Here is a 22,829-nt window from a genome sequence, read left to right as displayed (position 1 = left end):
ACTTACAACTATTGGTATCGAACATGAGTCAACAACAAGCCTGGTATAAGCAGTTCTGGCCTTGGTTCTTAATTATTCTCCCCGCCTGTGCCGTCGTCGCCAGTTTAACCACCCTGAAAATTGCCTTGGATAATTCAGACTCCCTGGTGGCCGAGGAATACTACAAGGATGGTAAAGCCATCAACATGGATCTGCGTAAGGTCAAGTATGCCCAGCAGCTGGGAATGCAATACTCTATGGAATTGAAGGGCCAAGAGATACTCCTGTCACAGGAAGGCGGCCCCGTCTACCAGGCAGCACTGGACGTGCAGTTCTACCATCCGACCCAGGCCGAGAAAGACTTCCAGCTCAAGGCCACCGCCGACGCCAAGGGTGTCTACCATATTCAGCTGGACAAGCCGCTAGCGGGAAATTGGGAAGTGCGACTGGAAAGCTATGACAGCAAATGGCGCATCCATAAGCGTCTCAACTTGAAAGACGCGACCCAATACTGGTTAAACTGAGAAGGCCATGACCCAAGTCAGCTGTTTTCACTGTGGTGAGCCGGTATTGACCGGCACTCAGTTCGTTACCCGTATCCAGGACGATGACAGGGCCATGTGCTGCCCCGGTTGCCAGGCGGTATCCCAGGCGATCCTGGATGCCGGGCTCACGAGTTATTATAAGTTCCGCACCGAACCCGGTGCCCGCCAGACCGCGCTGGTGCCCGACGCCCTCAATGCCTTCAGCGGTTATGATCTGCCCGAGGTACAGCAGGACTTCGTCCACAGCGAAGCCGGGATGGACTCAGTCTCTCTGTCTATCGAAGGCATAACCTGCGCCGCCTGCGCCTGGTTGATTGAACATAAGGTCAAGCAACTTAAGGGGGTCCAACAGATCTTGGTCAATTCCACCACCCAGAGGGCATTGATCAGCTGGGATAAACAGCTCATTAAACTCAGTGATATTCTCGGGCAGATAAGCCGCATAGGTTACCAGGCTGCGCCCTATCAGCTCGACGACCAGGAAACACTCAGCAAGCAGAACAGCCGTAAGTTTCTGCTGCGCCTGGGGTTGGCAGGCTTTGCCACCATGCAGGTGATGATGTTCGCCCTGGCACTCTATACCGGCTACTTTACCGATCTCGATACCGAGATCCGCGACTATTTCCGCTGGGTCAGCCTGCTGTTCGCCGCCCCCGTGGTCTTCTACTCGGCGCAGCCCTTCTACTTCAGCGCCATCCGCAGCCTGCTCAGTGGCCGGCTGAACATGGATGTGTCCGTCTCCATTGCGATTTGCGGCGCCTATATTGCCAGCGGCATCGCCACCCTCAACGGCACGGGGGAAGTCTATTTCGAATCCGTGTCCATGTTTACCTTCTTCCTCTTGCTCGGGCGTTATTTCGAACAAAATGCCCGCCAGAGCGCTTCGGTCAGCTCGAGTAACCTGCATAAACTGGTGCCTTTGACTGCCCATCTGATGACGGCCACGGGCTTGGAGGCCATTCCGGCCAAGAAGTTGAAAGTCGGCGATATCATTCTGGTCAAACCGGGTGAAGCCATTGCCGCCGATGGTGAGATCCGTGCCGGTCACTCGAGTATCAACGAGGCCATGCTCACGGGTGAACAGCTGCCGATTGAGAAACGCAGCCAGGACAAGGTATATGCCGGCACCATCAACCTGGAGCAACCCCTGGAAGTGCGCGTCACCGCCCTGGGGCAAGATCAATTGGTGGCCGAAATCATTCGCCTGCAGGAGCTGGCGGCCGCCACCAAGCCAGGCATCGCCCTGTTGGTCGACAAACTGGCGCGCTATTTTTCCGCCACAGTGCTCAGCATCGCCGCCCTCACCTACCTCGTCTGGCACCAGCTGGCGCCCGAAGATGCCTTCTGGGTTACCCTGTCCGTGTTGGTCGCCACCTGCCCCTGCGCCTTGGCATTGGCGACACCGACGGCCGTTACCTGCGCCAATGCCATCTTCACCCGTCTGGGGATCATCACCCGCAAGGCCGGGGTATTTGAGAAGTTGCCGACCATCACCCATGTGGTATTCGACAAGACAGGCACCCTCACCTGCGGCAGCCTGTCGCTGCAAGGTGTCACCCTGTTGGCCGAGCTCGGCGAGCCCGAGGTGCTGGCGATCGCCGCCGCGCTCGAGGCAGGCTCCCTGCATCCCATCGCCCAGGTGTTTGTCCCCCACAGGGATAACGCCCTGACAGTGACTCAGGTGCATCATGAGGTAGGCCAGGGGATAGCAGGCAAGATTGCCGGCGTGTCTTACCGCATAGGCAAGGCCGACTTTTGCATGGCCTCGGCGGCACAATCCCCCGGCGCTTCGCCCCAGCTACATAAGTCACAGGCTACTCAATCACAGGCTTCTCTGTCACAAGAGTACCAGTCACAAGAGTATCAGACTGTCTTTCTGGCCGACGCCAGCCGGCTGATAGCCACATTCGAGATAGCCGACACAGTGCGTCCCGACAGCAAGAGTACGGTAGCGGCGCTCAAGCGCCGTGGTTGCCAGGTCAGCATTGCCAGCGGTGACAACTCGGCGCATGTACAGCAACTGGCCGCGAGTCTGGGCATAGACCAGGTGCATGCCGGCCTGAGCCCGGCAGATAAACTGGCGCTGGTAAAACGCCTGCAGCAAGAGCACACTGTGGCCATGTTTGGCGATGGCATCAACGACGCCCCTGTGTTGGCCGGCGCCGACATCTCGATCGCCATGGGCAGCGGCACCGCCATTGCCAAGAACAGTGCGGATCTGATCCTGCTTGGCGATCATCTGAGCCGTTTTACCCAGGCACTCGACGTCGCCCAGTTCACGACCCGCATTATCCGTCAAAACCTGCTCTGGGCATTGGGGTACAATCTGCTGATTCTGCCCTTGGCGGTCACGGGCCAAGTGCCCCCCTATATTGCCGCCATCGGCATGTCGGCCAGCTCACTTATCGTCGTCAGCAACAGTCTCAGGTTACTTAGGATACGTCTATGAGCATTATTTATGTGTTGATCCCCATTGCGATGATTTTCGTGATAATTGGTATCGGCGTCTTCTTCTGGGCGGTCAAGTCTGAACAATTTGACGATCTCGAACGTCAGAGCATGTCTATCTTGTTCGATGAAGATGCCCCCAAGGCCGTCAACCCGCTCGAGCCGGCGTCAGCCAAAGCGGCAGCCCCCCAAACCACAGCCTCTGAGGTGAACAAGGGGTGATAGAATACAATGTGACAGGGGCATTTCTGGTGGGACTGATGGGCGCCGCCCATTGTTTCGGCATGTGTGGCGGCCTGGTGGGCGCCTTCTCGACCCAGTTGCCCAAAGCTAGCTCGGGCAATGCCCTGGCCCATCAACTGGGTTTCTTGCTCAGTTACAATCTGGGACGGATCTTGAGTTACAGCCTGGCCGGCGCCTTGGTCGGCGGCTCGGCGGCGGCCCTGGGACAGCTGTTCGATATCGACACCTATCTGTTGGTGCTCAGGGTGCTTGCCGGCTTGATGATGATAGCCACAGGGCTGTATATCGCCAAGATCTGGGGCGGCGTAGTACAAATAGAGAAAGTCGGCCAGCTCATTTGGCCCCACATCAAGCCCTTGGCGCAGAAGGTGCTGCCGCTGCAACGCAGGCGTCAGGCCCTGGTGGCCGGTCTCCTGTGGGGTTGGCTGCCCTGCGGCCTGGTCTACAGCACTCTTACCTGGTCTGTGGCCTCGGGGTCGGCGTTAACCGGCGCCTTGATCATGCTGGCCTTCGGCCTGGGTACCCTGCCGGCCCTGCTCAGCGCAGGGATCGCCGCCAGAACCCTGGCAAACTGGGTGCAGAAACGGGCCGTCAGACTGGCCAGCGGCCTGCTGCTTGTCGCCTTTGGTGTACAAACCTTGGTTATCGCGCTGGCACAACTCGACTGACACGACTGGCCCTGGCGGGATAATTGTTTTAACATGAGCGATAACATCTCGTTACGGGTATGAAAATGTCTATAGTTCAGAACAATAAACCACGTACAGCCTCCGGCGGTTGCGCCATTCATTGCCATGACTGCAGCATGAGCACCCTGTGTATTCCCTTTACCCTGGATGCCGGGGAACTGGACAAACTGGATGATATTATCGAGCGCAAGAAGCCTATCCAGAAGGGAGAGCTGATCTTCAAGTCGGGGGATCCGCTCAAGTCTCTGTTTGCCATACGCGCCGGCACTGTGAAGAGTTTTACCATCACAGAGCAAGGCGACGAACAGATCACAGGCTTTCATCTGGCCGGCGACGTCATCGGCTTCGACGGCATTCATGCCCACACCCACCAGAGTTTCGCCCAGGCATTGGAAACCGCCATGGTGTGTGAGATCCCCTTCGAGACCCTGGATGACTTATCTGGCAGCATGCCGAAATTGCGCCAGCAGATCATGCGCCTGATGAGTAATGAGATCATGAGCGACCAGGAAATGATCTTGCTGCTGAGCAAGAAAAATGCCGAAGAACGACTGGCGGCCTTTATCAGCAACCTGGCGTTCAGGTTCGGCAGCCGAGGTTTTTCCGCCAAAGAATTCCGCCTCACCATGACTCGGGGCGACATAGGCAACTACCTGGGCCTGACGGTCGAAACCATCAGCCGCTTGCTCGGACGCTTCCAGAAATCGAATTTTATCGAAGTGAATGGCAAATACATCATCATTACCGATGCGCCGGCACTGGCCGAGTTGGCCGGCAATGCCAGGATCGCCCGCTAACAGTCCACATCGAATTCACCGCCGGCCCTTAGCCGCTAATGGGCCGGCAGCCAAAATAAGTCCTCTACATGTAGTTAAGTGCAAATTGATCTAGCACAAAGCAAATCATAGGCATAAGCTCAATATAGTGTTAACAAACTACATTAGGAGCATTTCCATGAAGGACTTTCAAAAAATACTGGTGGTCGCCGACCCTACTGCCGAGCATCAGGTTGCACTGGCCCGGGCGGTGGAGTTAGCCACCAAGAGCCAGGCCAAGATCACCGTATTCTTGTCTATTTTTGATTTTTCCTACGAAATGACCTCGATTCTCTCCAGCCAAGAAAGGGAAGCCATGCGCCAGGGGGTCATAGACCAGCGCAACGCTTGGCTACTGGACGTGGTTGCCGCCTATAAGGACAGAGGTCTGGAGATTAACACCCAGGTGGTATGGCATAACCGTCCCTTCGAGAGTGTGATCAACCAGGTCATAGCCGAACAGTACGATCTCATCGTCAAAGGCACCCATCATCACGGTAAGCTCAAGGCGGTGATCTTCACCCCAACCGACTGGCATCTGCTGCGCAAATCCCCGGTTCCCGTGCTGATGGTCAAGGAACATGACTGGCCGGTTGCCGGCAAGATCCTCTGTGCCGTCAATGTCTCAACCGAAGACGAAAGCCACCAGGCGCTCAACGGCAAGATCATAGAACACGGCAAGGCCCTGGCCGAAAAATTTGCCGGCCAGGTTCATCTGGTCAATGGTTTTCCCGGCACCCCGGTGAACCTGGCAATCGAGTTACCGGATTTCGACGCCCACAGCTACAACGAAGCCATCCGCATGCAGCACGAGCTCAGGGTCAACTATCTGGCCAACGAATACGGTATTCCCATCAACCAGTGCCACGTCAAGGAAGGCTTACCCGAAGATGTGATCCCTGAGCTCGCCGAGCAACTGGACGCCGAGCTGGTCATCCTGGGCACAGTCGGCCGTACCGGCTTTTCCGCCGCCCTGATCGGCAACACGGCCGAGCATGTGATCGACAGCCTGACCTGCGACTTGTTGGCAATCAAGCCGGATGACTACAAATCCCCCTTGGATGAGTCCTGATCTTACACCTTAACCTTTACCCAGAGTCTGTTAGCTGGAATAATACGCGCCCTGAAACTGTGTGTTAATGGGCGTCTATTCTAATGTCGGAAGTTATGTCAGAAGCTTTATCGGAAGAAATCAGTAAGAAACAAGTGACCCGTCTCAATAAATTGCAGAAACGCCTGCGTCGTGAAGTCGGCAGTGCCATCGCTGATTACAATATGATTGAGGAAGGCGATAAGATCATGGTCTGCCTGTCTGGCGGTAAAGACAGTTATGCCATGCTCGACATTCTGATGAACCTGCAACAGCGGGCCCCCATCCGGTTCGATATCATAGCCGTCAACCTGGATCAGAAGCAGCCTGGCTTTCCTGAGCATGTGCTGCCCGCCTATCTGGATAAGCTCAATGTGCCCTATCACATACTCGAAAAAGACACCTATTCGATAGTGAAGGACAAGATCCCCGAGGGCAAGACCACCTGTTCCCTCTGCTCACGCCTGCGCCGCGGTACCCTATACGGCTTCGCCCAGCGCATAGGCGCGACCAAGATAGCCTTGGGTCACCACAGGGATGACATAATAGAAACCTTGTTTCTGAACATGTTTTTCGGAGGCAAGATGAAGGCCATGCCGCCGAAACTCTTGTCGGATGATGGTGCCAACATGGTGATCCGCCCTCTGGCCTATTGCAGAGAGAAAGACATTGCCGAATATGCCCAGTTGAAGGAATTCCCCATCATTCCCTGTAACTTGTGTGGCTCGCAAGAGAACCTGAAGCGGGCCGCAGTGAAAGACATGCTCAAGCAATGGGATAAGCATTATCCCGGGCGTATCGAAACCATATTCACCGCCATGCAGAATACCGCGCCGTCACAGGGCGTCGACAGGGAACAGTTCAACTTTGTCGATTTGCAACGTAACCCGGATGCGCCCATGAAGGGTGACGTCGCCGAAGCGGATCTGCCGGCATTCGACTTCCTAGATATCGCCAACAATGGCCATATCGACCTGGATGCGGCCCAGCGCATCGACATAGTCAACAGCTATCAGCCTTGAGGCCTTTGCCTCAACCCCGGCTAACTAGATGAAACAAAAAAATCGGCAATGCCGATTTTTTTGTTTGTGCCCGGGTTCAGCAACCGTCCGTTGACAGCAGCTTATGATACCCGGGCATATTTATCATTGTACCCAAGGACTGACGACCTTGGGGATCAGGTTGAAGCTCAGGCTCTTGAGCTCGTTCAGGGCTTGCAAGCTCAATTGAAAACTCCCCCGAGTCTCGGTGCGCACGCCGTCTAGGGTCACGGTCACGGGAGCCTCAGCGGCGAACTCGAAATTGAGTCCCGTGATAGGGGCGCGGAAATAACGCATGGGAAACCCTTGCATCGCATCGAGCAAGTTGTCCATCTCTTGCCTTATCTGGATTAACTCTGCCTGGGAATAATCAGTCTGAGTCTGCTTGGTCCTGAGCTGCACCGCTATGCCACAGTCTTTGGCGTCACCTTCTATGTCGAGCTTGACCAAGGCCCGCTCCGTCTTGAGTGCATCATCGAAGGGAATAAACAGCCGCTGGTCTTCGGTATAGGTGAGTGGGTATTGAACCGACTCTGTGGCTATGTTGCCGCCGAGCAGGCGGCACCCGGCCGTCTTGGGCACACTGAAGGCAAGCTCAACCAATTGATAATGGCCCTTGTTGACCGTTTTCAATCGACCATAAAAATCACCATAGCCGAGGGAAACTTCGGCGGCGCCGGCCGTCGCCGACAGCAGGAGTAAACTAAGCAGCAGGGGTTTGTGCATGGGTATCCACCAGGAATTGTTCATTGTGACGTAACATATCGAGCAGCTCATCTACGTAAGCCTCTTGCCGCTCGGAGTAATTGACCAGGCCATAGATAAGCTGTTCAGCTTCCGGTTCTATATTCTGGGATCTGAGATCGGCACGAATAGAGCGGAACAGTGAATAAGCGGCGTTCGAATTCAAATTGCGCATGTAAGAGGCCACCGACGCTTCGACCGTGTTAAACACTTTCACCTCATGGTTCATGTTGTCGTTGCGCGACAAAGGTACCAGACCGCAGCCGCTGCTGAAACACCATTGGCCGAAGAAATTCAGTCCTTCCCTGGCGAAGCGTGAACTGCCCCACCCCGTCTCATTGGCGGCCTGGATCAATACCATGGCCTCGGGGATGATATCGACCCGCTTGAGCAAGCGCGTCAGCGTCTTGGCATCGTAGAATTTGCTGCTGTACTGGTATTTGGCGGCAATTTTGCGGATCCTGAACTCTTCGGCCTCGGTCAGCGGATGCGCGTTCTCCAGATTGGCCAAGCTAGACTCGAGGAAACGCCGCTCGTCGGCAATGATGGCATTTTGTTGCCTGACGGTCGGCCTTAGGAAGTCGAAGAACGCCTGTTTCTTGGCGGCGACATCATTTATGGCCGAAAAATCCGGCATTAATCCGGGATTGGGCCTGTTCTTGGTGATGAGCGCGACGGTCGTGTCGGGTTTGTTGTCGGCAGGGATCAACCACACCCGCAACGAGAAAACAGCACAGATCACTATTGCGAGTGCCAGTGTAAAGGAGCCTATTCTTCCAATTTTCAAATACTTATCCTTCTTTATAGCCACAGACTCCATGCATTGAGCCGGCGCATCGGCCGCAATTATATGTCAATTTGTCATTTTTATGAAATCAGTCGCAGATCTCGGTTACAGTTGAGCTACAATTGCCAGCGCTGCGGTCATCCTGGCCGTAGCGCCATTAGCTTAACCGACACAAGTTTAGCCTTGGGTATTCAGGGAGGAAGGGCCCGCATGCAACATCATAACTTGAATCAATATCATAAGATCGTCGCCATAGGTGGCGGTCATGGCCTTGGACGGGTATTGTCGTCACTGGCCTTCCTGGGGTCACGGGTCACTGGCATAGTCGCCACCACGGACAACGGTGGCTCGACCGGTCGCTTGCGTGCCAACCAAGACTGTATCGCCTGGGGGGATCTGCGCAATTGCCTCTCGCACCTCGCCGGCCGCCCTTCCATAGGTTCCCTGTTGTTCGAGTATCGCTTCGAAGGCGACAGTGAGCTCAGCGGCCATAACTTGGGTAACCTCATACTGCTGGCACTGGATCAACTCTGTGTCAGGCCATTGGAAGCGGTAAATCTGATCCGTAACCTGCTCAAGATAGAAACCCGCTTGATCCCCATGTCGGAGCAACCCACGCACCTGGTCGCCCTGAGCACCCGTGGTGACAGGATTTTTGGTGAGCTCAATGTCGATGGCATGAGCGAAGCGCCGATCGCCCTGTCACTGGAGCCCCAAGTCGATGCCACCTGTGAAGCCTGCGTGGCGGTGCAACAGGCGGATCTCATCATTCTCGGCCCAGGCAGCTTCCTGACCAGTGTGTTGCCGCCACTGCTGATGCCCAAATTCGCCCAGCAACTGGCTGCCAGCCGCGCCGAAGTGATCTTCATAGATAATCTGGCACAGGAGTGTTCCCCCGCAGGGACCATAGACCTAGAGCAGAAACTGGCATGGTGCCATCAGCTCATAGGCAAGCCGGTGATCACTAAGGTGTTGTGCCATGGGGAACAGATACGGATGGACGGTAAGATAGGCTATTTCCCGCTGCGGAGCAAACATAGCCCTGGACTGCATGACAGGGCCGCACTGGCCGATGCCATCGCCGCCCTGGTCACCAGCCCCCGTCTCATCGCCTGACACCCGCTTGACGCCGAATGCAAAGAAGCAAATGAAAGGCCAAATGAAAAAGGACAGCCTGGGCTGTCCTTGATGCTTTCATCACCCCAGGCTCCTTAGAGCACGCAGGCGATCGCCTTGCAGATGGCATCCATGTTGGACTTGGTCATACCTGCGACACTGATCCGCCCTGAGCCCACGATATAGACCCCAAACTCGTCCCGCAGCCGATTGACCTGTTCCTTATTCAGGCCCGAGAAACTGAACATGCCATTCTGCCTCGAGATGAAACTGAAGTCCTGGGTCACGCCATGGGCCTTGAGACTGCTCACGAACAGAGTGCGCATCTCGGCGATACGGTTGCGCATCTCGGCCAACTCGGCTTCCCACTCATTCCTGAGCGCCGCATCCGTCAGTATGGTGCTGACAATCAGGGCGCCGTGCGCCGGCGGATTGGAATAATTGCTTCTTATGGTACGTTTGATTTGACTGAAGGCGGTGACAGCCGTCGCCTTATCCTTGGCAACCAGAGTCACGGCACCTATGCGCTCATTATAGAGGCCGAAGTTTTTCGAGAAGGAATTGGCCACAAGCAATTCAGGCACCAAGGCGGCGACCAGGCGCAGTCCTTGGGCATCTTCTTCGATGCCGGCACCGAAACCTTGATAGGCAAAATCAAACAGGGGCAGCAGTGATCTGTCGCGGCATAGCTCGGCGACGGCCTGCCATTGAGCCGCATTCAAATCTATGCCGGTCGGGTTATGGCAGCAGCCATGCAGCAAGACTACATCCCCGGCGGCCGCCTGGCTGAGATCTGTCATCATGGCGTCGAAATCTATGTCATGGCTCTCGGCGCGATAATAGCCGTATTCCTTGACGGTCAAGCCGGCGGTGTCGAAGATATTCTGGTGATTGGCCCAGGTCGGGTTGCTGATCCAGATATTGCGGGCGTGGGTATTGCGCACCAGGAATTCGGCAGCGATCCTCAAGGCACCCGTTCCCCCCGGCGCCTGGGCCGTCATGGCACGCTCGGCGGTGACCAGCGCACTGCCGGTGCCAAACAGCAAGGTCTGCACCGCGCCGTTGTAGGCCTGCACCCCTTCGATCCCCAGGTAATTCTTGGTCGTTTCTTCGGACAATAACTTAGTTTCGGCCTTTTTTACCGAATTGAGCACCGGAGTCTGCCCCGCCTCATTCTTATAAATACCCACCCCTAGATTGACCTTATCGGCGCGGGGGTCCGCTTTAAAGGTGTCTGTTAAGCCTAAAATAGGGTCGGCCGGCGCCAAGGCTACCTGAGAAAAAATCATAGAAACTGTCCTAATGTGTGCTGACGGGAAAATTCGCCTATTTATACCATTGTCATAGGAACGCGAGTAGCGCAATTCCCGGATTATTGTTGAAATTATTGCGTGATTGACGAATGTTGAAAAAAGCCTGGCGCTAGCGGCGGCATCTGCAAGCCATGGGCCGTTTCGGCCTTCAAACCCGCCGGGTAACAGCGATGGGCGAGCAGCGACAAGCTGTAACAGCTGGCCAACATCGCTGGATATGGTCATTTAGCGAATTGCGGATACAAAAAAGCCCCAACATAAATTGAGGCTTAACTGTAATGGTACCCGAGGCCAGACTTGAACTGGCACGCTGTTACCAGCGAGGGATTTTAAATCCCTTGTGTCTACCGATTCCACCACTCGGGCAAACTCTGTATCTCAACGACGGGAATCGTGTCACTGAGATTTAATATGGAGGCGCGACCCGGAGTCGAACCGAGATCGACGGATTTGCAATCCGCAGCATAGCCATTCTGCCATCGCGCCATGTGTTTAACACTTAGGAGAACTAAGATTGGAGCGACATATCGGGTTCGAACCGATGACCTATACCTTGGCAAGGTATCGCTCTACCAACTGAGCTAATGTCGCCTACCTATTAAAACACCGCATCGTCATCCGAAAGCGACTCGCTTTCCCTGACTGCGGATTGGCATTCTACCGATTTAAGCCCTAGTGTCAATCTGATATTCTCAAATCCCGGCTAAATCCAACGCGTTTGCTGGATAATTCGGCAGCAGCCGAAGTTCTGGGTAAATAGCGTGCGAAAATATGCAGTTAGCTGCAGTATTCCTCTCGCTTGGCAAATAAAAAACGCCCCATGGGGGCGTTCTATTATTCGGCCTACTGAGCTTAGGCGTTCGGCAAGGACAGATACTCAAGTCCCAACATCTTCTGCATCACACCTACTACCTGGCAGCTGTAGCCAAACTCATTGTCATACCAGACATAGAGGATGGCCCGTTTGCCTTCGGCAATCGTCGCCTGAGAGTCTACGACTCCGGCGTAACGAGACCCTACCAGATCGCTGGAGACTATTTCGGTCGACTCGGTGAAGTCGATCTGATTCTGCAGGGCGGACTGCAGGGCGACATCTTTGAGGTATTCGTTGATATCGTCTTTGCTGGTCTCTGTGTTCAGGTTCAAACTGATGATTGCCATAGACACGTTAGGCGTTGGCACGCGAATAGCATTGCCCGTCAGCTTGCCGGCCAGTACAGGCAAGGCCTTGGCCACTGCCTTGGCGGCACCGGTTTCCGTGATGACCATGTTCAGGGGCGCACTGCGACCGCGGCGATCGGCGGTATGATAGTTATCGATCAGGTTCTGATCGTTGGTATAAGAGTGAATCGTCTCAACATGACCATTCTCGATACCATACTTGTCGTTCACCGCTTTCAGCACGGGAGTGATGGCATTGGTGGTACAGCTGGCCGCCGAGACGATGGTGTCTTGTGGCAGTATGTCACCCTCGTTGACACCATAGACAATGTTCTTGATGGCGCCTTTGGCCGGCGCAGTCAACAACACCTTGGTGGCACCTGGGCTCTTGAGGTGCAGGCCCAGACCCGCCTCGTCTTTCCATATGCCCGTGTTGTCCACGACCAGCGCATCGTTGATGCCATATTGGGTGTAATCGACTTCATCGGGTGAGTTGGCGTAGATCACCTGGATGTAAGTCCCGTTGGCTATGATGGCATTGTTCTCTTCGTCCACTTCGACCGAACCATTGAAGGGACCGTGTACCGAGTCACGACGCAACAGGCTGGCACGCTTTTCCAGGTCACCCTTCTTGCCACCACGCAACACTATGGCACGCAATCTGAGCTTATTGCTCTTGCCTGTCTTCTCAATCAACAGACGCGCCAGCAAACGACCTATGCGACCGAAACCATAGAGCACCACGTCGCGCGGAGCCACATCGTCGCCGTAGCCGATAGCGCTGGCCAAGGCCTCTGCCATATAAGCTTCAATGCCCGAGGCATCGCTATTGTCACGCCAGTAATTTACCGCTAACTTCCCTATGTCGACCTTGCACTGCTTAACGGCCAGTTTGCTCAATGCTTCGACAAAGGGAAAGCTTTCACGCAAACGTAATTTTTCACCCACATGACGGCGCACCAGACGATGTGCTTTAATGATTTCTATGGTGGAGGCGTTTAACAGGGGCTTACCATATACAACAACCTCTACGCCTTGGTTTCGATACAGCTTCCCCAGCATAGGTTGCATGGCTTCAGCCAATTCGAAACGTTCTTGCCAGCTTTGCAGGTGTTTATCAGCGCTCATTTGTAGATCCTTTATCTCACATTTCGACAATTTTTTGCAGAAAGGTTTGAGTAACAAAAAGAAAAGACCAATAATCGATAAAATATCAGGGATTAAGCCCTTTTGGTCGGCGCCATTGTAATGAAATAATGGCTTTCACACCAGCAAGATGTTTTTGGTAAATCTGTAATTTTATTAGAGAAAATACCAATTTGGAGCGGGTTTTGCGGTCGAATTTTGTAATAATTACATCATTTAGTCTGATTCTGTGCACTTCCATGCTTTTCGGTTGTGATTACAGCGGAAATAGCGACGCCATTTGTAAAAATAATCCTGAAATTTGTACCGATTTGCACCACGATAGCTGGTGTTTCTACGAAAAAGGCGACCTGATCCGCCAGCGCTATGAACTTAAACACACCCCATCACCGACCGGCAAGCAAGTTTACCGCCAATTGACCCTGCTCGAAGACTATAATCACTGCATAGAATTGGCCGCCGGCGTGAAGCATATCATCCACAAGGAACGCACCAACGACAGGGCCAGAGCCTTCGGCTTATCCTCCCAGAGTTTGGCACGGCTGCAAGAATCGATTCAGAACAGTCAGGATCCCTACCTGGCCTATTATCGTTGGTCACGCTTCAACGATCAGGCGGCGCTCAACCTCTTGTTGACGGCGCAGGCCGAAAGTAAGATCACAGATCCTCAACTCTTGGCGCCAATGGCTGCCTATTACCTCAAGTCTGACCCTGCCAAAGCCAAGGCCCTCTATCTCGAGATATTCTCCATCGCCAGTCCCAGCGAGTTCGATCCCGATTGGTTGTTGGGGCTGGCCAGCCTGTATCGTCAGCAGCAAGATCTGGAGAAGACGTACCTGTTGTCCAAGGCCAATGTCCTGATGAGCAAGCAGAAAGTGTCCCAGCCGCAGATGCTGGCGTTGCTCAACGGCAATAAGGAGTTGGCCCAGATGCTGGATCAAGAGGCGCAGCAGCTGGTCGACAGCATCGGCAGCGGCGACTTCAAGCACAGTCGTTTCCTGACCCTGCTTGCCAAGGATTGAAGCAGCAAGCATGTCTGCTGCCTGGCTTTGGGTACATGATAATGGGTATAAGATAATGGGTACAGGATCGGGGCAGCAAAGTTAACCCGGCATGGCGTGGACTCGGCTAAAATAGTACTAAAATGTCAAAAATGCGCGCTATAGTGAAATCAAGACCAAAAAATACCGTAAAATAGCGATATAACTTGACGAACACTGTCATTTTGGTAATTTTACTACCATATTAATCTTTTCAATATCACCAGAGGGATAAGAGATGACTATCCGCGTTGCAATTAACGGCTATGGCCGTATCGGCCGAAACGTCTTACGTGCGCTGTATGAAAGTGAGAAAGCTTACCCAATCAAGATCGTTGCCATCAACGACTTGGGTGATGCCGCCATCAACGCTCACCTCACCAAGTATGATTCTGTCCATGGACGCTTTGCAGCCAAGGTCGAACACGATGAGGAAGCGATTTACGTTAACCAGGATAAGATCCTCACTTTCCAGGAGCGGGATCCGGCCAATCTGCCATGGGCCGAGCTGAACGTCGATGTGGTCTTCGAGTGTACCGGTATTTTCACCTCCAAAGAGGCGGTACAGTCGCACCTGCAGGCAGGCGCCAAGAAAGTCATCATCTCGGCACCGGGCAAGAACGTCGATGCGACCGTGGTCTACGGGGTCAACAACCAGGTATTGACCTCAGACATGACAGTCATCTCCAATGCCTCTTGCACCACCAACTGTCTGGCGCCTATCGCCAAGCCGCTCAATGACGTGCTGGGTATCGAATCCGGTCTGATGACCACAATTCACTCTTATACCAACGATCAGCGTTTGTCGGACGTGTATCACACAGATCTGCACCGCGCCCGCGCCGCCGCCCTGTCGATGATCCCGACCAAAACCGGCGCCGCCGCCGCAGTCGGTCTGGTGGTTCCCGAGCTGCAGGGTAAGTTCGATGGCCTGGCCGTGCGTGTGCCTACTGCCAACGTGTCTTTGGTCGACCTGTCTTTCATCGCGGCACGCGATACTACGGTAGAAGAAGTCAACGCCATCATAGAAAATGCGGCCAACAGCGCGCCTATGAGTGAAGTGCTGGCGGTGAACAAGGAGCCCTTGGTATCCATCGACTTCAACCACAACGCCTTTTCATCCAACTTCGATGCCACCCAGACCCGCGTCATAGGCCGCATGGTGAAAGTCATGTCCTGGTATGACAACGAATGGGGCTTCAGCAACCGCATGCTGGATAACGCTGTCGCCCTGATGACGGCGAGATAACCCTTCATCATTAAGAAGCCCCGCCCTTGCGGGGCTTCTTGTTTCTATGCCCTATTGGTTTCTGCGTCCAAAATCACTTAAATCACTTAAATCACTTAAGTGACCTACATGATCTAATGATCTGAGTTGCTTGAGTTGCTTGAGTTACTTGGGTTATTTCAGCGATCCCGCGAGCCTATTGCGTTAGCCAATAAAAATCCCTGTGCTCTTACGAACCCAGGGATTTTTTGTACTGCGCCTTTATGAACGGCTCGTGCCCGCCTAAAGCTTAAGGGCTTAAGGCTTAAACTCCAGCAGGTTTAAGCGTTGCCCTTGACTTGCATGTTCAACTGCTTGGCGAAGTCCAACATACGGGTCAGCGGTACCAAGGCGTCGACCCGCAGGGCGTCATCGACGAAGATCTCATGCTGACTCTTGTCGGCATCACTGAGTGCGGCTTCGATCGCCTGCAGGCCATTCATCGCCATCCAGGGGCAATGGGCACAGCTCTTACAGGTGGCGCCGTTGCCGCCGGTAGGGGCTTCTATCAGGGTCTTGCCCGGCGCCGCCTGTTGCATCTTGTAGAAGATACCGCGATCCGTGGCGACGATGAAGGTCTGATTGTCCATGGTCTGGGCCGCCTTGATCAGCTGGCTGGTGGAGCCTACGGCATCGGCCATCTCAACCACACTGGCGGGAGACTCGGGATGCACCAGCACCGCGGCCTCAGGGTATTGCAGCTTCAATTCCCGCAGCGCCTTGGCTTTGAACTCGTCATGCACTATGCATTCGCCCTGCCACATCAACATCTCGGCGCCGGTTTGCTTGGCAATATAGCTGCCCAGGTGTCTGTCCGGTCCCCAGATGATCTTCTTGCCTTCACTGTCCAGGTGTTCAACGATTTCCAGCGCTATGCTGGAGGTCACTACCCAGTCGGCACGGGCCTTGACCGCCGCCGAGGTGTTGGCATATACCACCACTGTATGATCCGGATGGGCGTCACAGAAGGCACTGAACTTATCTATGGGGCAGCCGAGATCCAGCGAACAGGTGGCTTCCAGTGTCGGCATCAGCACGGTTTTTTCCGGGCTGAGGATTTTCGCCGTCTCGCCCATGAACTTGACCCCGGCGACGATCAACGTCTTGGCCGGATGATCCCGGCCGAAACGGGCCATTTCCAGTGAGTCGGACACACAGCCACCGGTTTCTTCCGCCAGCGCCTGGATCTCAGGATCCGTGTAATAGTGGGCGACCAATACGGCGTCCTTCTCCAGCAGTAACTGCTTGATCCTGGCCTTGTATTGGGATTTTTCCAGATCGGAAAGTAACGCAGGTTTTGGAGGAAACGGGTATTCTATGGTTTCTATGCTTGGTGCCAACAGACTCATAACAGGCTCAACAATCTATCTAGGTCCAGGAATTATACGAAATTGCGACCAAAAGATTAACCCATTTTTTTAGCCAATAAAAAAGGACGCCGGAGCGTCCTTTCTCTGCCTGCCAGGCTAATCAGGCTCTCTGACCCATTTAGTGCATGGCCAGCAACATTTCCTGTGGTTGTTCCAGGTAATGTTTCCACAGGTTGCAGAATCTGGCTATGGTGCCACCGTCGATCACCCTGTGATCCCCTGACCAGCTTACCTGCATGATCTTGCGGGCTTCAACCTCACCCTTGGCATTGAAGCGGGGCAAGACCTGCAACTTGCCCAGCGCCACGATCGCCACCTCGGGTTTGTTGATGATGGGGGTCGCCACTGTGCCACCGAGCGCGCCTATGTTGGAAATCGAGATGGTGCCTTCCTTGAGATCCGCAGGTGACACCCGGCCACTGCGGGCGGCCTGAGTCAAGCGGGTGATCTCGGCGGCGATCTCCAGAATAGACTTATCCTGCACATTTTTAACATTAGGCACCAACAGGCCGACCTTGGAGTCGACCGCCATGCCTATGTTGTGGCTCGCCTTGTAGGTCAGTTCGCTGCAGTCGGCATTCACCTGAGTGTTGAGCACAGGGAACTCTTTCAGCGCCAGCGACATGGCTTTCATGAAGAAAGGCATCATGGTGAGCTTAAGCTCATCGCTGGAGTATCTGGCCTTCATGCTCTCACGCAGGGCAACCAGGTCCGTCATGTCCAGCTCTTCACAGTAGGTGAAGTGCGGAATGGTGGAAACGGACTCTGTCATCATGCGCGCCATCACGGCCTGGACGCCGCGTATGGGCTCGACCCTGTCTGCGACGCCGCCAACACTTGGCTGCGCCACAGGCGCCTGGGTTGCAGCCGTCTTGGCCGGAACCGCTTGGGCCCCTGCCTGGTGGCGCTCGATATCTTCCTTGTAGACACGGCCATGCTTGCCGCTGCCGGCCACCTGGGCGATATCTATGTCCAGGGCTCTGGCCATGCGCCGTACCGCGGGGCTCGCCAACGCCTTGCCCTGAGGCACGGGCGTTGCAGGAGCCTGGGTGTTGCTTGTCTGAGGCGATTGCACTTGGGCCTCTGTGACGGCCGCAGTCGCAGTGCCTTCGACTTCGATGGCGAACAGCGGCTCATGCACTCGTGCCAATTGTCCCTTGCGATAATACAGCTTGGTGATCTTGCCCGCCTTGATCGCCGGAATTTGCACTAAGGCCTTGTCCGTCATCACATCGGCTATGGGTTGATCTTCAACGACCGTATCGCCCTCGGCCACCAGCCATTCGACCAGCTCACATTCGACTATGCCTTCGCCTATGTCCGGCAACAGGAACTCTTCTATCTGACGGCCGGCTGGCTCGGCTTGAACCGGGACTGCCGCTTGGACCACAGGCGCAGCGGCTTGCATCTCGGGCGCTGCAGCTTGGGCCACAGGCGCCTCGTTGCCGCTCTCATCCTGCAACTCGACCGCATACAGGGGCGCATGCACCTTGGCGATATCGCCCTTGGCGTAATACAGCTTAGTGACTTTGCCAGCGTGGGGGGCCGGGATCTGCACCAGGGCCTTGTCCGTCATCACGTCGGCTATGGGTTGATCTTCAACCACGGTATCACCTTCGGCCACCAGCCATTCGACCAGCTCGCACTCAACCACACCCTCGCCTATATCAGGCAAAATGAAATCTTTAATCATCCCAGGCTCCTAAAACTTGACTGACGCTTTGATGGCTTCGAAGGTCTTGAGCGCATCTGGCATGTATTCTTTCTCGTGGATCAAGGGGTATGGGGTATCCAGACCGCAGACCCTGGCGATGGGTGACTCCAGCGACAGGAAACATTCCTCTTGGATGGTCGCGGCAATTTCACCGGCGAAGCCACCGGTCAGCGGGGCCTCATGGTTGATCAGCAAACGTCCCGTCTTGGTGACGGACTTGGCGACTGTGTCCACATCCCAGGGAGACAAGGTCCGCAAATCGATGATCTCGCAGGAAATCCCTTCTTTCTCGGCCATATCGGCGGCCTTCTCGAGGATTTCCATCTGCGCGCCCCAGGCGAGCAAGGTGATGTCTTTACCCTGGTGTATCACCTCGGCCTTGCCCAGCTCAAGCTGGTAATCGCCGGCGGGCACTTCGCCCACGGAAGCACGGTACAGCCGCTTGGGTTCGAAGAAGATCACCGGGTTGGGATCGCGGATAGCGGCCAGCAACAAACCTTTGGCCTGTTCCGGATTGCGGGGCACGACCACTTTCAGTCCGGGCGTCTGGGTGAAATAGGCTTCCGGTGACTGGGAGTGATAATGGCCGCCGGCGATGCCACCGCCATAGGGGGTTCTGAAGGTCAAACCACCGACGTCGAACTGGTTACCGCTGCGATAGCGGAACTTGGCACTCTCGTTGACTATCTGATCGAAGGCCGGAAAAATGTAGTCGGCAAACTGAATTTCGGCGACCGTTGTCATGCCGTTGGACGCCAGACCATTGGCGAAACCGGCAATCCCCTGCTCCGTCAACGGGGTGTTGAAGCAGCGCTCACGGCCAAACTTCTCCTGCAGACCCGAAGTGGCGCGAAATACCCCACCGAAGTGGCCCACGTCTTCGCCAAACACCAACATACGCTCATCGGCTTCCATCGCGATCGACAGCGCATCATTGATGGCGTGTAACATATTCATTTCTGCCACGGCTTATAGCCTCCCTGCGCTTTTGGGATAAGATTGCGGATATTTTTTGACATGCTGTTTGAGCTCGGTCAGCTGCTTCTTCAGCAGCGGCGTTGGCGTGTCGTAGACATCTTCGATGATCTCGTCGAGCATGGGCACGGGCAGCTTCTCGGCCACCTTCACCGCTGCCAGCACTTCTTCGCGATAGCGCTCCTGCAACTTGGCATCCGTGTCTTCCGCCAGCCAGCCCTTGTTCTGCAACCAGAGCTTGAAGCGTTTGACCGGATCGTGTTGTTGCCACTTGGCCTCCTCGTCCTTGGAGCGATACCCCGAAGGATCATCGGAAGACGAGTGGGCGCCGAGACGATAGGTCATGGCTTCGATGAGCACTGGGGCGTTATGTTCCAGCGCATAGGCACGGGCCTGCTGGGTCGCTGCCAATACCGCCAGCATGTCGTTACCGTCGACGCGTATGGTATGCATGCCATAACCCACACCGCGACTGGCGATGCCATTGCCGGCATACTGCTCTTCGGTCGGGGTGGAGATGGCGTAACCATTGTTGCGGCAGAAGAAGATGGTCGGGCTCTTGAGCACGGCTGCCATGTTGAGTCCGGCATGGAAGTCTCCTTCCGAGGCAGCTCCTTCGCCGAAATAGCAGATGGCGACGTTGCGCTTGCCCTGCATCTTGAGGCTGTAACCTACGCCCGTTGCCTGGGGGATCTGCGTGGCCAATGGCGAGGAAATGGTTTGATAATTCAGCTCGGCGGTGCCGTAGTGGATAGGCATCTGCCGACCCTTGCCCAGATCTTTCTCGTTGCTGAACATCTGGTTCATAAACTGTTCTGTGGTGAAGCCCCTGAATCTCAGGGCCGCATGTTCGCGGTACTGAGCCAGGATCACATCACCCGGCTCCAGTGCGGCGCAGCTGCCGACGATGGCGGCTTCTTCGCCGGTACAGGTCATGTAGAAACTGATCCTGCCCTGACGCTGGGCGCCGAGCATGCGCTCGTCCAATACCCGGGTAAACACACAGGTATCATAAATTTTTTCCGCCAGCGCCTGGTCAATGACAGGTAACACGGCGGTTTCATAGGTGGTACCGTCGGCCTGAAGGATTTTTAGGGTAGGAATATGTAGCGATTCCTTATCTAAAAAGCTGACACGGTGCACTGTTTCTGTATTCAGTGTTGCGTTGCTCATATTCTGCTCTTGTTATCTCGTGGCGGCCGGAAAGCATCGGCCAGCCCAATTTATGCTAATATGCAGGCGAACATTACGTTAACGTAAACTACCTATCAACTGTTACATCCCCGCTTCGCGCAAGTTAGCCCTCATCGCCTTGTATATATTGGTTTACAAGCTTAGCGCACATCGGCGTTGGTGGCGGGTATAAGGCAAATCACAGTACGTTGCCCCACAGGCACCTTGGCGTTGGGAAAGACTATCGCTTCGCTGTCATGCTCGACTTTTATCTCCTGCCCGCCGTCGCGTGCCAGCACATAGCCCTTGGGAAATGCACGGAAGTTCTCCACATCATCGGCGAAGGTAAACTCGAAATCCTCATGCTGCTTATTGATCACCCGGCAGACCTGATACAGGTTAACCTGGGTAGCGTCGAAGCGCGCCAATTCCAGCGGCCGATCACAGATGAGCCGTGAAAGCATTTCATAGGTGGCCACGAAACGCGTCATGTCATTCTGTCCCATGGGATAAACCTTACCCAGCTCTATGGTGAAGGCATCGGCACCATAGAGGTTGGCCGAGGCGTAACTGAAAGTGGTTGTCGGCTCATGATGGAACAACACTGTATCTACCCCGCTGGCGGCGAGAAACATGATCTGTTCCGCACTGTAGGCCCTGTCCGGGGTATAGGGGTAGATGGCGAACTTTTCATGTTTGGAGGCGCGGATGGCGGTATGCAGATCGTAATGAATGCGCTGGCAGCCGGCTTGGCTGTCGTTAAAGAAACGCGCGACATAGGCTTCCAGTTTCTTGGCCCTGACTCGCTCAGGGTTCACCAGCCCAGGCCCGGTGGAATGCGCGCCACTGAACAGGCGGTTCATGTTTTCTTCGACTATGCGGGTGCCATTGTTGATCGCATCCGGGTTGCCGAACAGGAACATGACGCGCTGTTTTGCTATGATTTTTTCTGATAGCAACTCGGCTATCAGGCGATTGCATAACTCTATCGGGGCCGTCTCGTTACCATGCACCCCGGAGGACAATATGATGTCTTTCCTCTGGCGCTCCTTGGGCTCGAACACTATGACGCCCGTGTCCCAAATATCTACCCGGGTATGCTGACCCAAGGCGAAAGACAGAGGCTGGTCCAGTTGCTCAGGGTTGGCCAGGGTGAGTGCTAAAAAATCCTTCGATGCTAGCAGGGTTTGTAACACGGCATGCTCCTTAATCTTATTCTGGTTCCTGTGTGCGTCGCTTTGTACGTAGCTTTTGCATAGCTTAACTCAGGCTCTGCCTGAGTGCCGCCGCAGAAGGCTTTACACCATGAGTTCGGGGATCCGATATCCCCAAAACTGCCGCTAATACTAACACATGTTTTTCAAGAACATCTCAGGCAAATGTGCTATCCGCTAACGGCGGTTTATCTTTGGCGATGAGGATCTGTGCAATCCCCTAGCCTGCTGCCGGCGGCGCAGTTCTATTTACTGCGAAGCCCTATCTACTGCAATCTTCTATCAACGGCGCTGTGCCTGTTCATGCCAGAGCACCGGCTAGCGCCGTTTTGGGTGCGAGCCAGAGCCACAGGTGCAAACATAAACCCCAAGCTCGACAGTCTTTGAGAATTATTGGTTCTCGATAGCCTTTTAGGGCTTGCTTTTATGGCGGAGTTAAATCACAATCTTTAGCCATCTAGACTTCTATATTGGTGGATTATGGCGTTAGCAACTTTCGGTGCCGGTTGTTTCTGGGGCGTGGAATATTTTTTCAAGCGGGTCGAGGGCGTCAGCCGGGCGACCTGTGGCTACATGGGCGGCAATGATCAGGCGACCAGCTATCAGGAGGTCAAGACTGGCACTACGGGTCATGCCGAAGTGGTGCAGGTGGAATTCGACCCCGAGCGGGTCAGCTACGACAGCCTGTTGCAGGTCTTCTGGCAGAATCATAATCCCACCAGCCTGAACATGCAGGGGGGTGACATAGGCACTCAATACCGCAGCACCATTTTCTTCCATGACAAGGAGCAGAAGGCGCAGGCCGAAGCCTCCAAGCTGGCACTGGCCCGCAGTGGCAAATGGGGCCAGAGGCATCTGGTGACCGAGATAGTGCCACTGCAGCAATTTCACGAGGCCGAAGAATACCACCAGGATTATCTGGACAAGAATAACCTGCCCAGTTGCCACCTGAGCTATTGA

The 22,829-nt window shown here is 54.8% G+C and carries 20 protein-coding genes and 3 tRNA genes; 11 read left to right on the top strand and 12 right to left on the bottom strand.

Annotation, left to right across the window (positions count from 1 at the left end):
• The first annotated feature begins 23 nt into the window (after window positions 1-23).
• The 7 genes from HC757_RS01945 (at window position 24) to ttcA (ending at window position 6,831) form a co-directional block, all read left to right on the top strand.
• Complete coding sequence (locus HC757_RS01945) at window positions 24-503, top strand: FixH family protein (RefSeq protein ID WP_169562569.1); 480 nt, start codon at window positions 24-26, stop codon at window positions 501-503.
• A gap of 7 nt (window positions 504-510) precedes the next feature.
• Complete coding sequence (locus HC757_RS01940) at window positions 511-2,973, top strand: heavy metal translocating P-type ATPase (protein WP_169562567.1); 2,463 nt, start codon at window positions 511-513, stop codon at window positions 2,971-2,973.
• The gene (ccoS, locus tag HC757_RS01935) at window positions 2,970-3,194 is read left to right on the top strand and encodes a cbb3-type cytochrome oxidase assembly protein CcoS (protein WP_169562566.1); all 225 of its coding nucleotides are present in this window, start codon (window positions 2,970-2,972) and stop codon (window positions 3,192-3,194) included. Before HC757_RS01940 ends, ccoS begins: the two co-directional genes overlap by 4 nt.
• Entirely contained in the window at window positions 3,191-3,883 is a 693-nt protein-coding gene (locus tag HC757_RS01930; protein ID WP_169562564.1) for an urease accessory protein UreH domain-containing protein, read from the top strand. The genes ccoS and HC757_RS01930 overlap by 4 nt, the downstream gene beginning before the upstream one ends.
• A gap of 65 nt (window positions 3,884-3,948) precedes the next feature.
• Window positions 3,949-4,701, top strand: a complete 753-nt coding sequence (etrA, locus tag HC757_RS01925) for an electron transport transcriptional regulator EtrA (RefSeq protein WP_169562562.1) — start codon at window positions 3,949-3,951, stop codon at window positions 4,699-4,701.
• 157 nt (window positions 4,702-4,858) lie between these two features.
• The gene (gene uspE, locus HC757_RS01920) at window positions 4,859-5,791 is read left to right on the top strand and encodes a universal stress protein UspE (protein WP_169562561.1); all 933 of its coding nucleotides are present in this window, start codon (window positions 4,859-4,861) and stop codon (window positions 5,789-5,791) included.
• 95 nt (window positions 5,792-5,886) lie between these two features.
• Window positions 5,887-6,831, top strand: a complete 945-nt coding sequence (gene ttcA / locus HC757_RS01915) for a tRNA 2-thiocytidine(32) synthetase TtcA (RefSeq protein WP_211164226.1) — start codon at window positions 5,887-5,889, stop codon at window positions 6,829-6,831.
• Between the two features lie 123 nt (window positions 6,832-6,954).
• On the opposite strand, the gene HC757_RS01910 is transcribed toward ttcA, so the two are convergent.
• Both HC757_RS01910 and HC757_RS01905 read right to left on the bottom strand, forming a co-directional pair.
• Window positions 6,955-7,575, bottom strand: a complete 621-nt coding sequence (locus HC757_RS01910) for a DUF2987 domain-containing protein (protein WP_169562559.1) — start codon at window positions 7,573-7,575, stop codon at window positions 6,955-6,957.
• Window positions 7,553-8,380, bottom strand: a complete 828-nt coding sequence (locus HC757_RS01905) for a glucosaminidase domain-containing protein (RefSeq protein ID WP_169562558.1) — start codon at window positions 8,378-8,380, stop codon at window positions 7,553-7,555. The genes HC757_RS01910 and HC757_RS01905 overlap by 23 nt, the downstream gene beginning before the upstream one ends.
• Before the next feature lie 210 nt (window positions 8,381-8,590).
• On the opposite strand from HC757_RS01905, the gene yvcK reads away from it, so the two are divergent.
• Complete coding sequence (gene yvcK / locus HC757_RS01900; protein WP_169562557.1) at window positions 8,591-9,496, top strand: uridine diphosphate-N-acetylglucosamine-binding protein YvcK; 906 nt, start codon at window positions 8,591-8,593, stop codon at window positions 9,494-9,496.
• 95 nt (window positions 9,497-9,591) lie between these two features.
• On the opposite strand, the gene HC757_RS01895 is transcribed toward yvcK, so the two are convergent.
• The 5 genes from HC757_RS01895 to HC757_RS01875 form a co-directional block, all read right to left on the bottom strand.
• Window positions 9,592-10,785 (bottom strand): amino acid aminotransferase, encoded by a 1,194-nt coding sequence (locus tag HC757_RS01895; RefSeq protein ID WP_169562556.1) that lies wholly within the window; start codon window positions 10,783-10,785, stop codon window positions 9,592-9,594.
• 303 nt (window positions 10,786-11,088) lie between these two features.
• A tRNA-Leu gene (locus tag HC757_RS01890) sits at window positions 11,089-11,175 on the bottom strand.
• A gap of 46 nt (window positions 11,176-11,221) precedes the next feature.
• Window positions 11,222-11,295: transfer RNA gene (locus HC757_RS01885), tRNA-Cys, on the bottom strand.
• 29 nt (window positions 11,296-11,324) lie between these two features.
• Window positions 11,325-11,400 (bottom strand) — tRNA-Gly (locus HC757_RS01880).
• A gap of 261 nt (window positions 11,401-11,661) precedes the next feature.
• Window positions 11,662-13,098, bottom strand: a complete 1,437-nt coding sequence (locus HC757_RS01875; RefSeq protein WP_169562555.1) for a glyceraldehyde-3-phosphate dehydrogenase — start codon at window positions 13,096-13,098, stop codon at window positions 11,662-11,664.
• A gap of 257 nt (window positions 13,099-13,355) precedes the next feature.
• On the opposite strand from HC757_RS01875, the gene HC757_RS01870 reads away from it, so the two are divergent.
• The gene (locus HC757_RS01870; protein WP_169562553.1) at window positions 13,356-14,138 is read left to right on the top strand and encodes a DUF2989 domain-containing protein; all 783 of its coding nucleotides are present in this window, start codon (window positions 13,356-13,358) and stop codon (window positions 14,136-14,138) included.
• A gap of 256 nt (window positions 14,139-14,394) precedes the next feature.
• Entirely contained in the window at window positions 14,395-15,405 is a 1,011-nt protein-coding gene (gene gap / locus HC757_RS01865; protein ID WP_169562551.1) for a type I glyceraldehyde-3-phosphate dehydrogenase, read from the top strand.
• Between the two features lie 299 nt (window positions 15,406-15,704).
• On the opposite strand, the gene nadA is transcribed toward gap, so the two are convergent.
• The 5 genes from nadA to astE all read right to left on the bottom strand — a co-directional run bounded on the left by nadA (window position 15,705) and on the right by astE (window position 21,851).
• Window positions 15,705-16,772, bottom strand: a complete 1,068-nt coding sequence (nadA, locus tag HC757_RS01860; RefSeq protein ID WP_169562550.1) for a quinolinate synthase NadA — start codon at window positions 16,770-16,772, stop codon at window positions 15,705-15,707.
• A 139-nt stretch (window positions 16,773-16,911) separates the two neighbouring features.
• The gene (locus HC757_RS01855) at window positions 16,912-18,486 is read right to left on the bottom strand and encodes a dihydrolipoyllysine-residue acetyltransferase (RefSeq protein WP_169562548.1); all 1,575 of its coding nucleotides are present in this window, start codon (window positions 18,484-18,486) and stop codon (window positions 16,912-16,914) included.
• 9 nt (window positions 18,487-18,495) lie between these two features.
• On the bottom strand, window positions 18,496-19,473 hold the full coding sequence (locus HC757_RS01850) for a transketolase C-terminal domain-containing protein (protein WP_169562547.1): 978 nt from the start codon (window positions 19,471-19,473) through the stop codon (window positions 18,496-18,498).
• Window positions 19,474-19,476: 3 nt separating this feature from the next.
• Entirely contained in the window at window positions 19,477-20,655 is a 1,179-nt protein-coding gene (locus HC757_RS01845) for a thiamine pyrophosphate-dependent dehydrogenase E1 component subunit alpha (protein ID WP_169562545.1), read from the bottom strand.
• Window positions 20,656-20,816: 161 nt separating this feature from the next.
• Window positions 20,817-21,851 (bottom strand): succinylglutamate desuccinylase, encoded by a 1,035-nt coding sequence (astE, locus tag HC757_RS01840; protein WP_169562543.1) that lies wholly within the window; start codon window positions 21,849-21,851, stop codon window positions 20,817-20,819.
• 498 nt (window positions 21,852-22,349) lie between these two features.
• Here astE and msrA point away from each other — a divergent pair, with 498 nt between their 5' ends.
• The gene (gene msrA, locus HC757_RS01835) at window positions 22,350-22,829 is read left to right on the top strand and encodes a peptide-methionine (S)-S-oxide reductase MsrA (protein ID WP_169562542.1); all 480 of its coding nucleotides are present in this window, start codon (window positions 22,350-22,352) and stop codon (window positions 22,827-22,829) included.

It is taken from the genome of Shewanella salipaludis (genome assembly GCF_012911865.1).
Taxonomy (GTDB): domain Bacteria; phylum Pseudomonadota; class Gammaproteobacteria; order Enterobacterales; family Shewanellaceae; genus Shewanella; species Shewanella salipaludis.
Note: the sequence above shows the minus strand (reverse complement) of the source record. Positions and strands in the feature narration are given on the sequence as shown.

What these genes read in the sequence shown, in the direction of transcription:
- HC757_RS01945 (WP_169562569.1), top strand. Translation starts at nt 24, where the DNA reads ATGAGTCAACAACAAGCCTGGTATAAGCAGTTCTGGCCTTGGTTCTTA.
- HC757_RS01940 (WP_169562567.1), top strand. Translation starts at nt 511, where the DNA reads ATGACCCAAGTCAGCTGTTTTCACTGTGGTGAGCCGGTATTGACCGGC.
- ccoS (WP_169562566.1), top strand. Translation starts at nt 2,970, where the DNA reads ATGAGCATTATTTATGTGTTGATCCCCATTGCGATGATTTTCGTGATA.
- etrA (WP_169562562.1), top strand. Translation starts at nt 3,949, where the DNA reads ATGTCTATAGTTCAGAACAATAAACCACGTACAGCCTCCGGCGGTTGC.
- uspE (WP_169562561.1), top strand. Translation starts at nt 4,859, where the DNA reads ATGAAGGACTTTCAAAAAATACTGGTGGTCGCCGACCCTACTGCCGAG.
- ttcA (WP_211164226.1), top strand. Translation starts at nt 5,887, where the DNA reads ATGTCAGAAGCTTTATCGGAAGAAATCAGTAAGAAACAAGTGACCCGT.
- HC757_RS01910 (WP_169562559.1), bottom strand. Translation starts at nt 7,575, where the DNA reads ATGCACAAACCCCTGCTGCTTAGTTTACTCCTGCTGTCGGCGACGGCC.
- yvcK (WP_169562557.1), top strand. Translation starts at nt 8,591, where the DNA reads ATGCAACATCATAACTTGAATCAATATCATAAGATCGTCGCCATAGGT.
- HC757_RS01895 (WP_169562556.1), bottom strand. Translation starts at nt 10,785, where the DNA reads ATGATTTTTTCTCAGGTAGCCTTGGCGCCGGCCGACCCTATTTTAGGC.
- HC757_RS01875 (WP_169562555.1), bottom strand. Translation starts at nt 13,098, where the DNA reads ATGAGCGCTGATAAACACCTGCAAAGCTGGCAAGAACGTTTCGAATTG.
- HC757_RS01870 (WP_169562553.1), top strand. Translation starts at nt 13,356, where the DNA reads ATGCTTTTCGGTTGTGATTACAGCGGAAATAGCGACGCCATTTGTAAA.
- gap (WP_169562551.1), top strand. Translation starts at nt 14,395, where the DNA reads ATGACTATCCGCGTTGCAATTAACGGCTATGGCCGTATCGGCCGAAAC.
- nadA (WP_169562550.1), bottom strand. Translation starts at nt 16,772, where the DNA reads ATGAGTCTGTTGGCACCAAGCATAGAAACCATAGAATACCCGTTTCCT.
- HC757_RS01855 (WP_169562548.1), bottom strand. Translation starts at nt 18,486, where the DNA reads ATGATTAAAGATTTCATTTTGCCTGATATAGGCGAGGGTGTGGTTGAG.
- HC757_RS01845 (WP_169562545.1), bottom strand. Translation starts at nt 20,655, where the DNA reads ATGAGCAACGCAACACTGAATACAGAAACAGTGCACCGTGTCAGCTTT.
- msrA (WP_169562542.1), top strand. Translation starts at nt 22,350, where the DNA reads ATGGCGTTAGCAACTTTCGGTGCCGGTTGTTTCTGGGGCGTGGAATAT.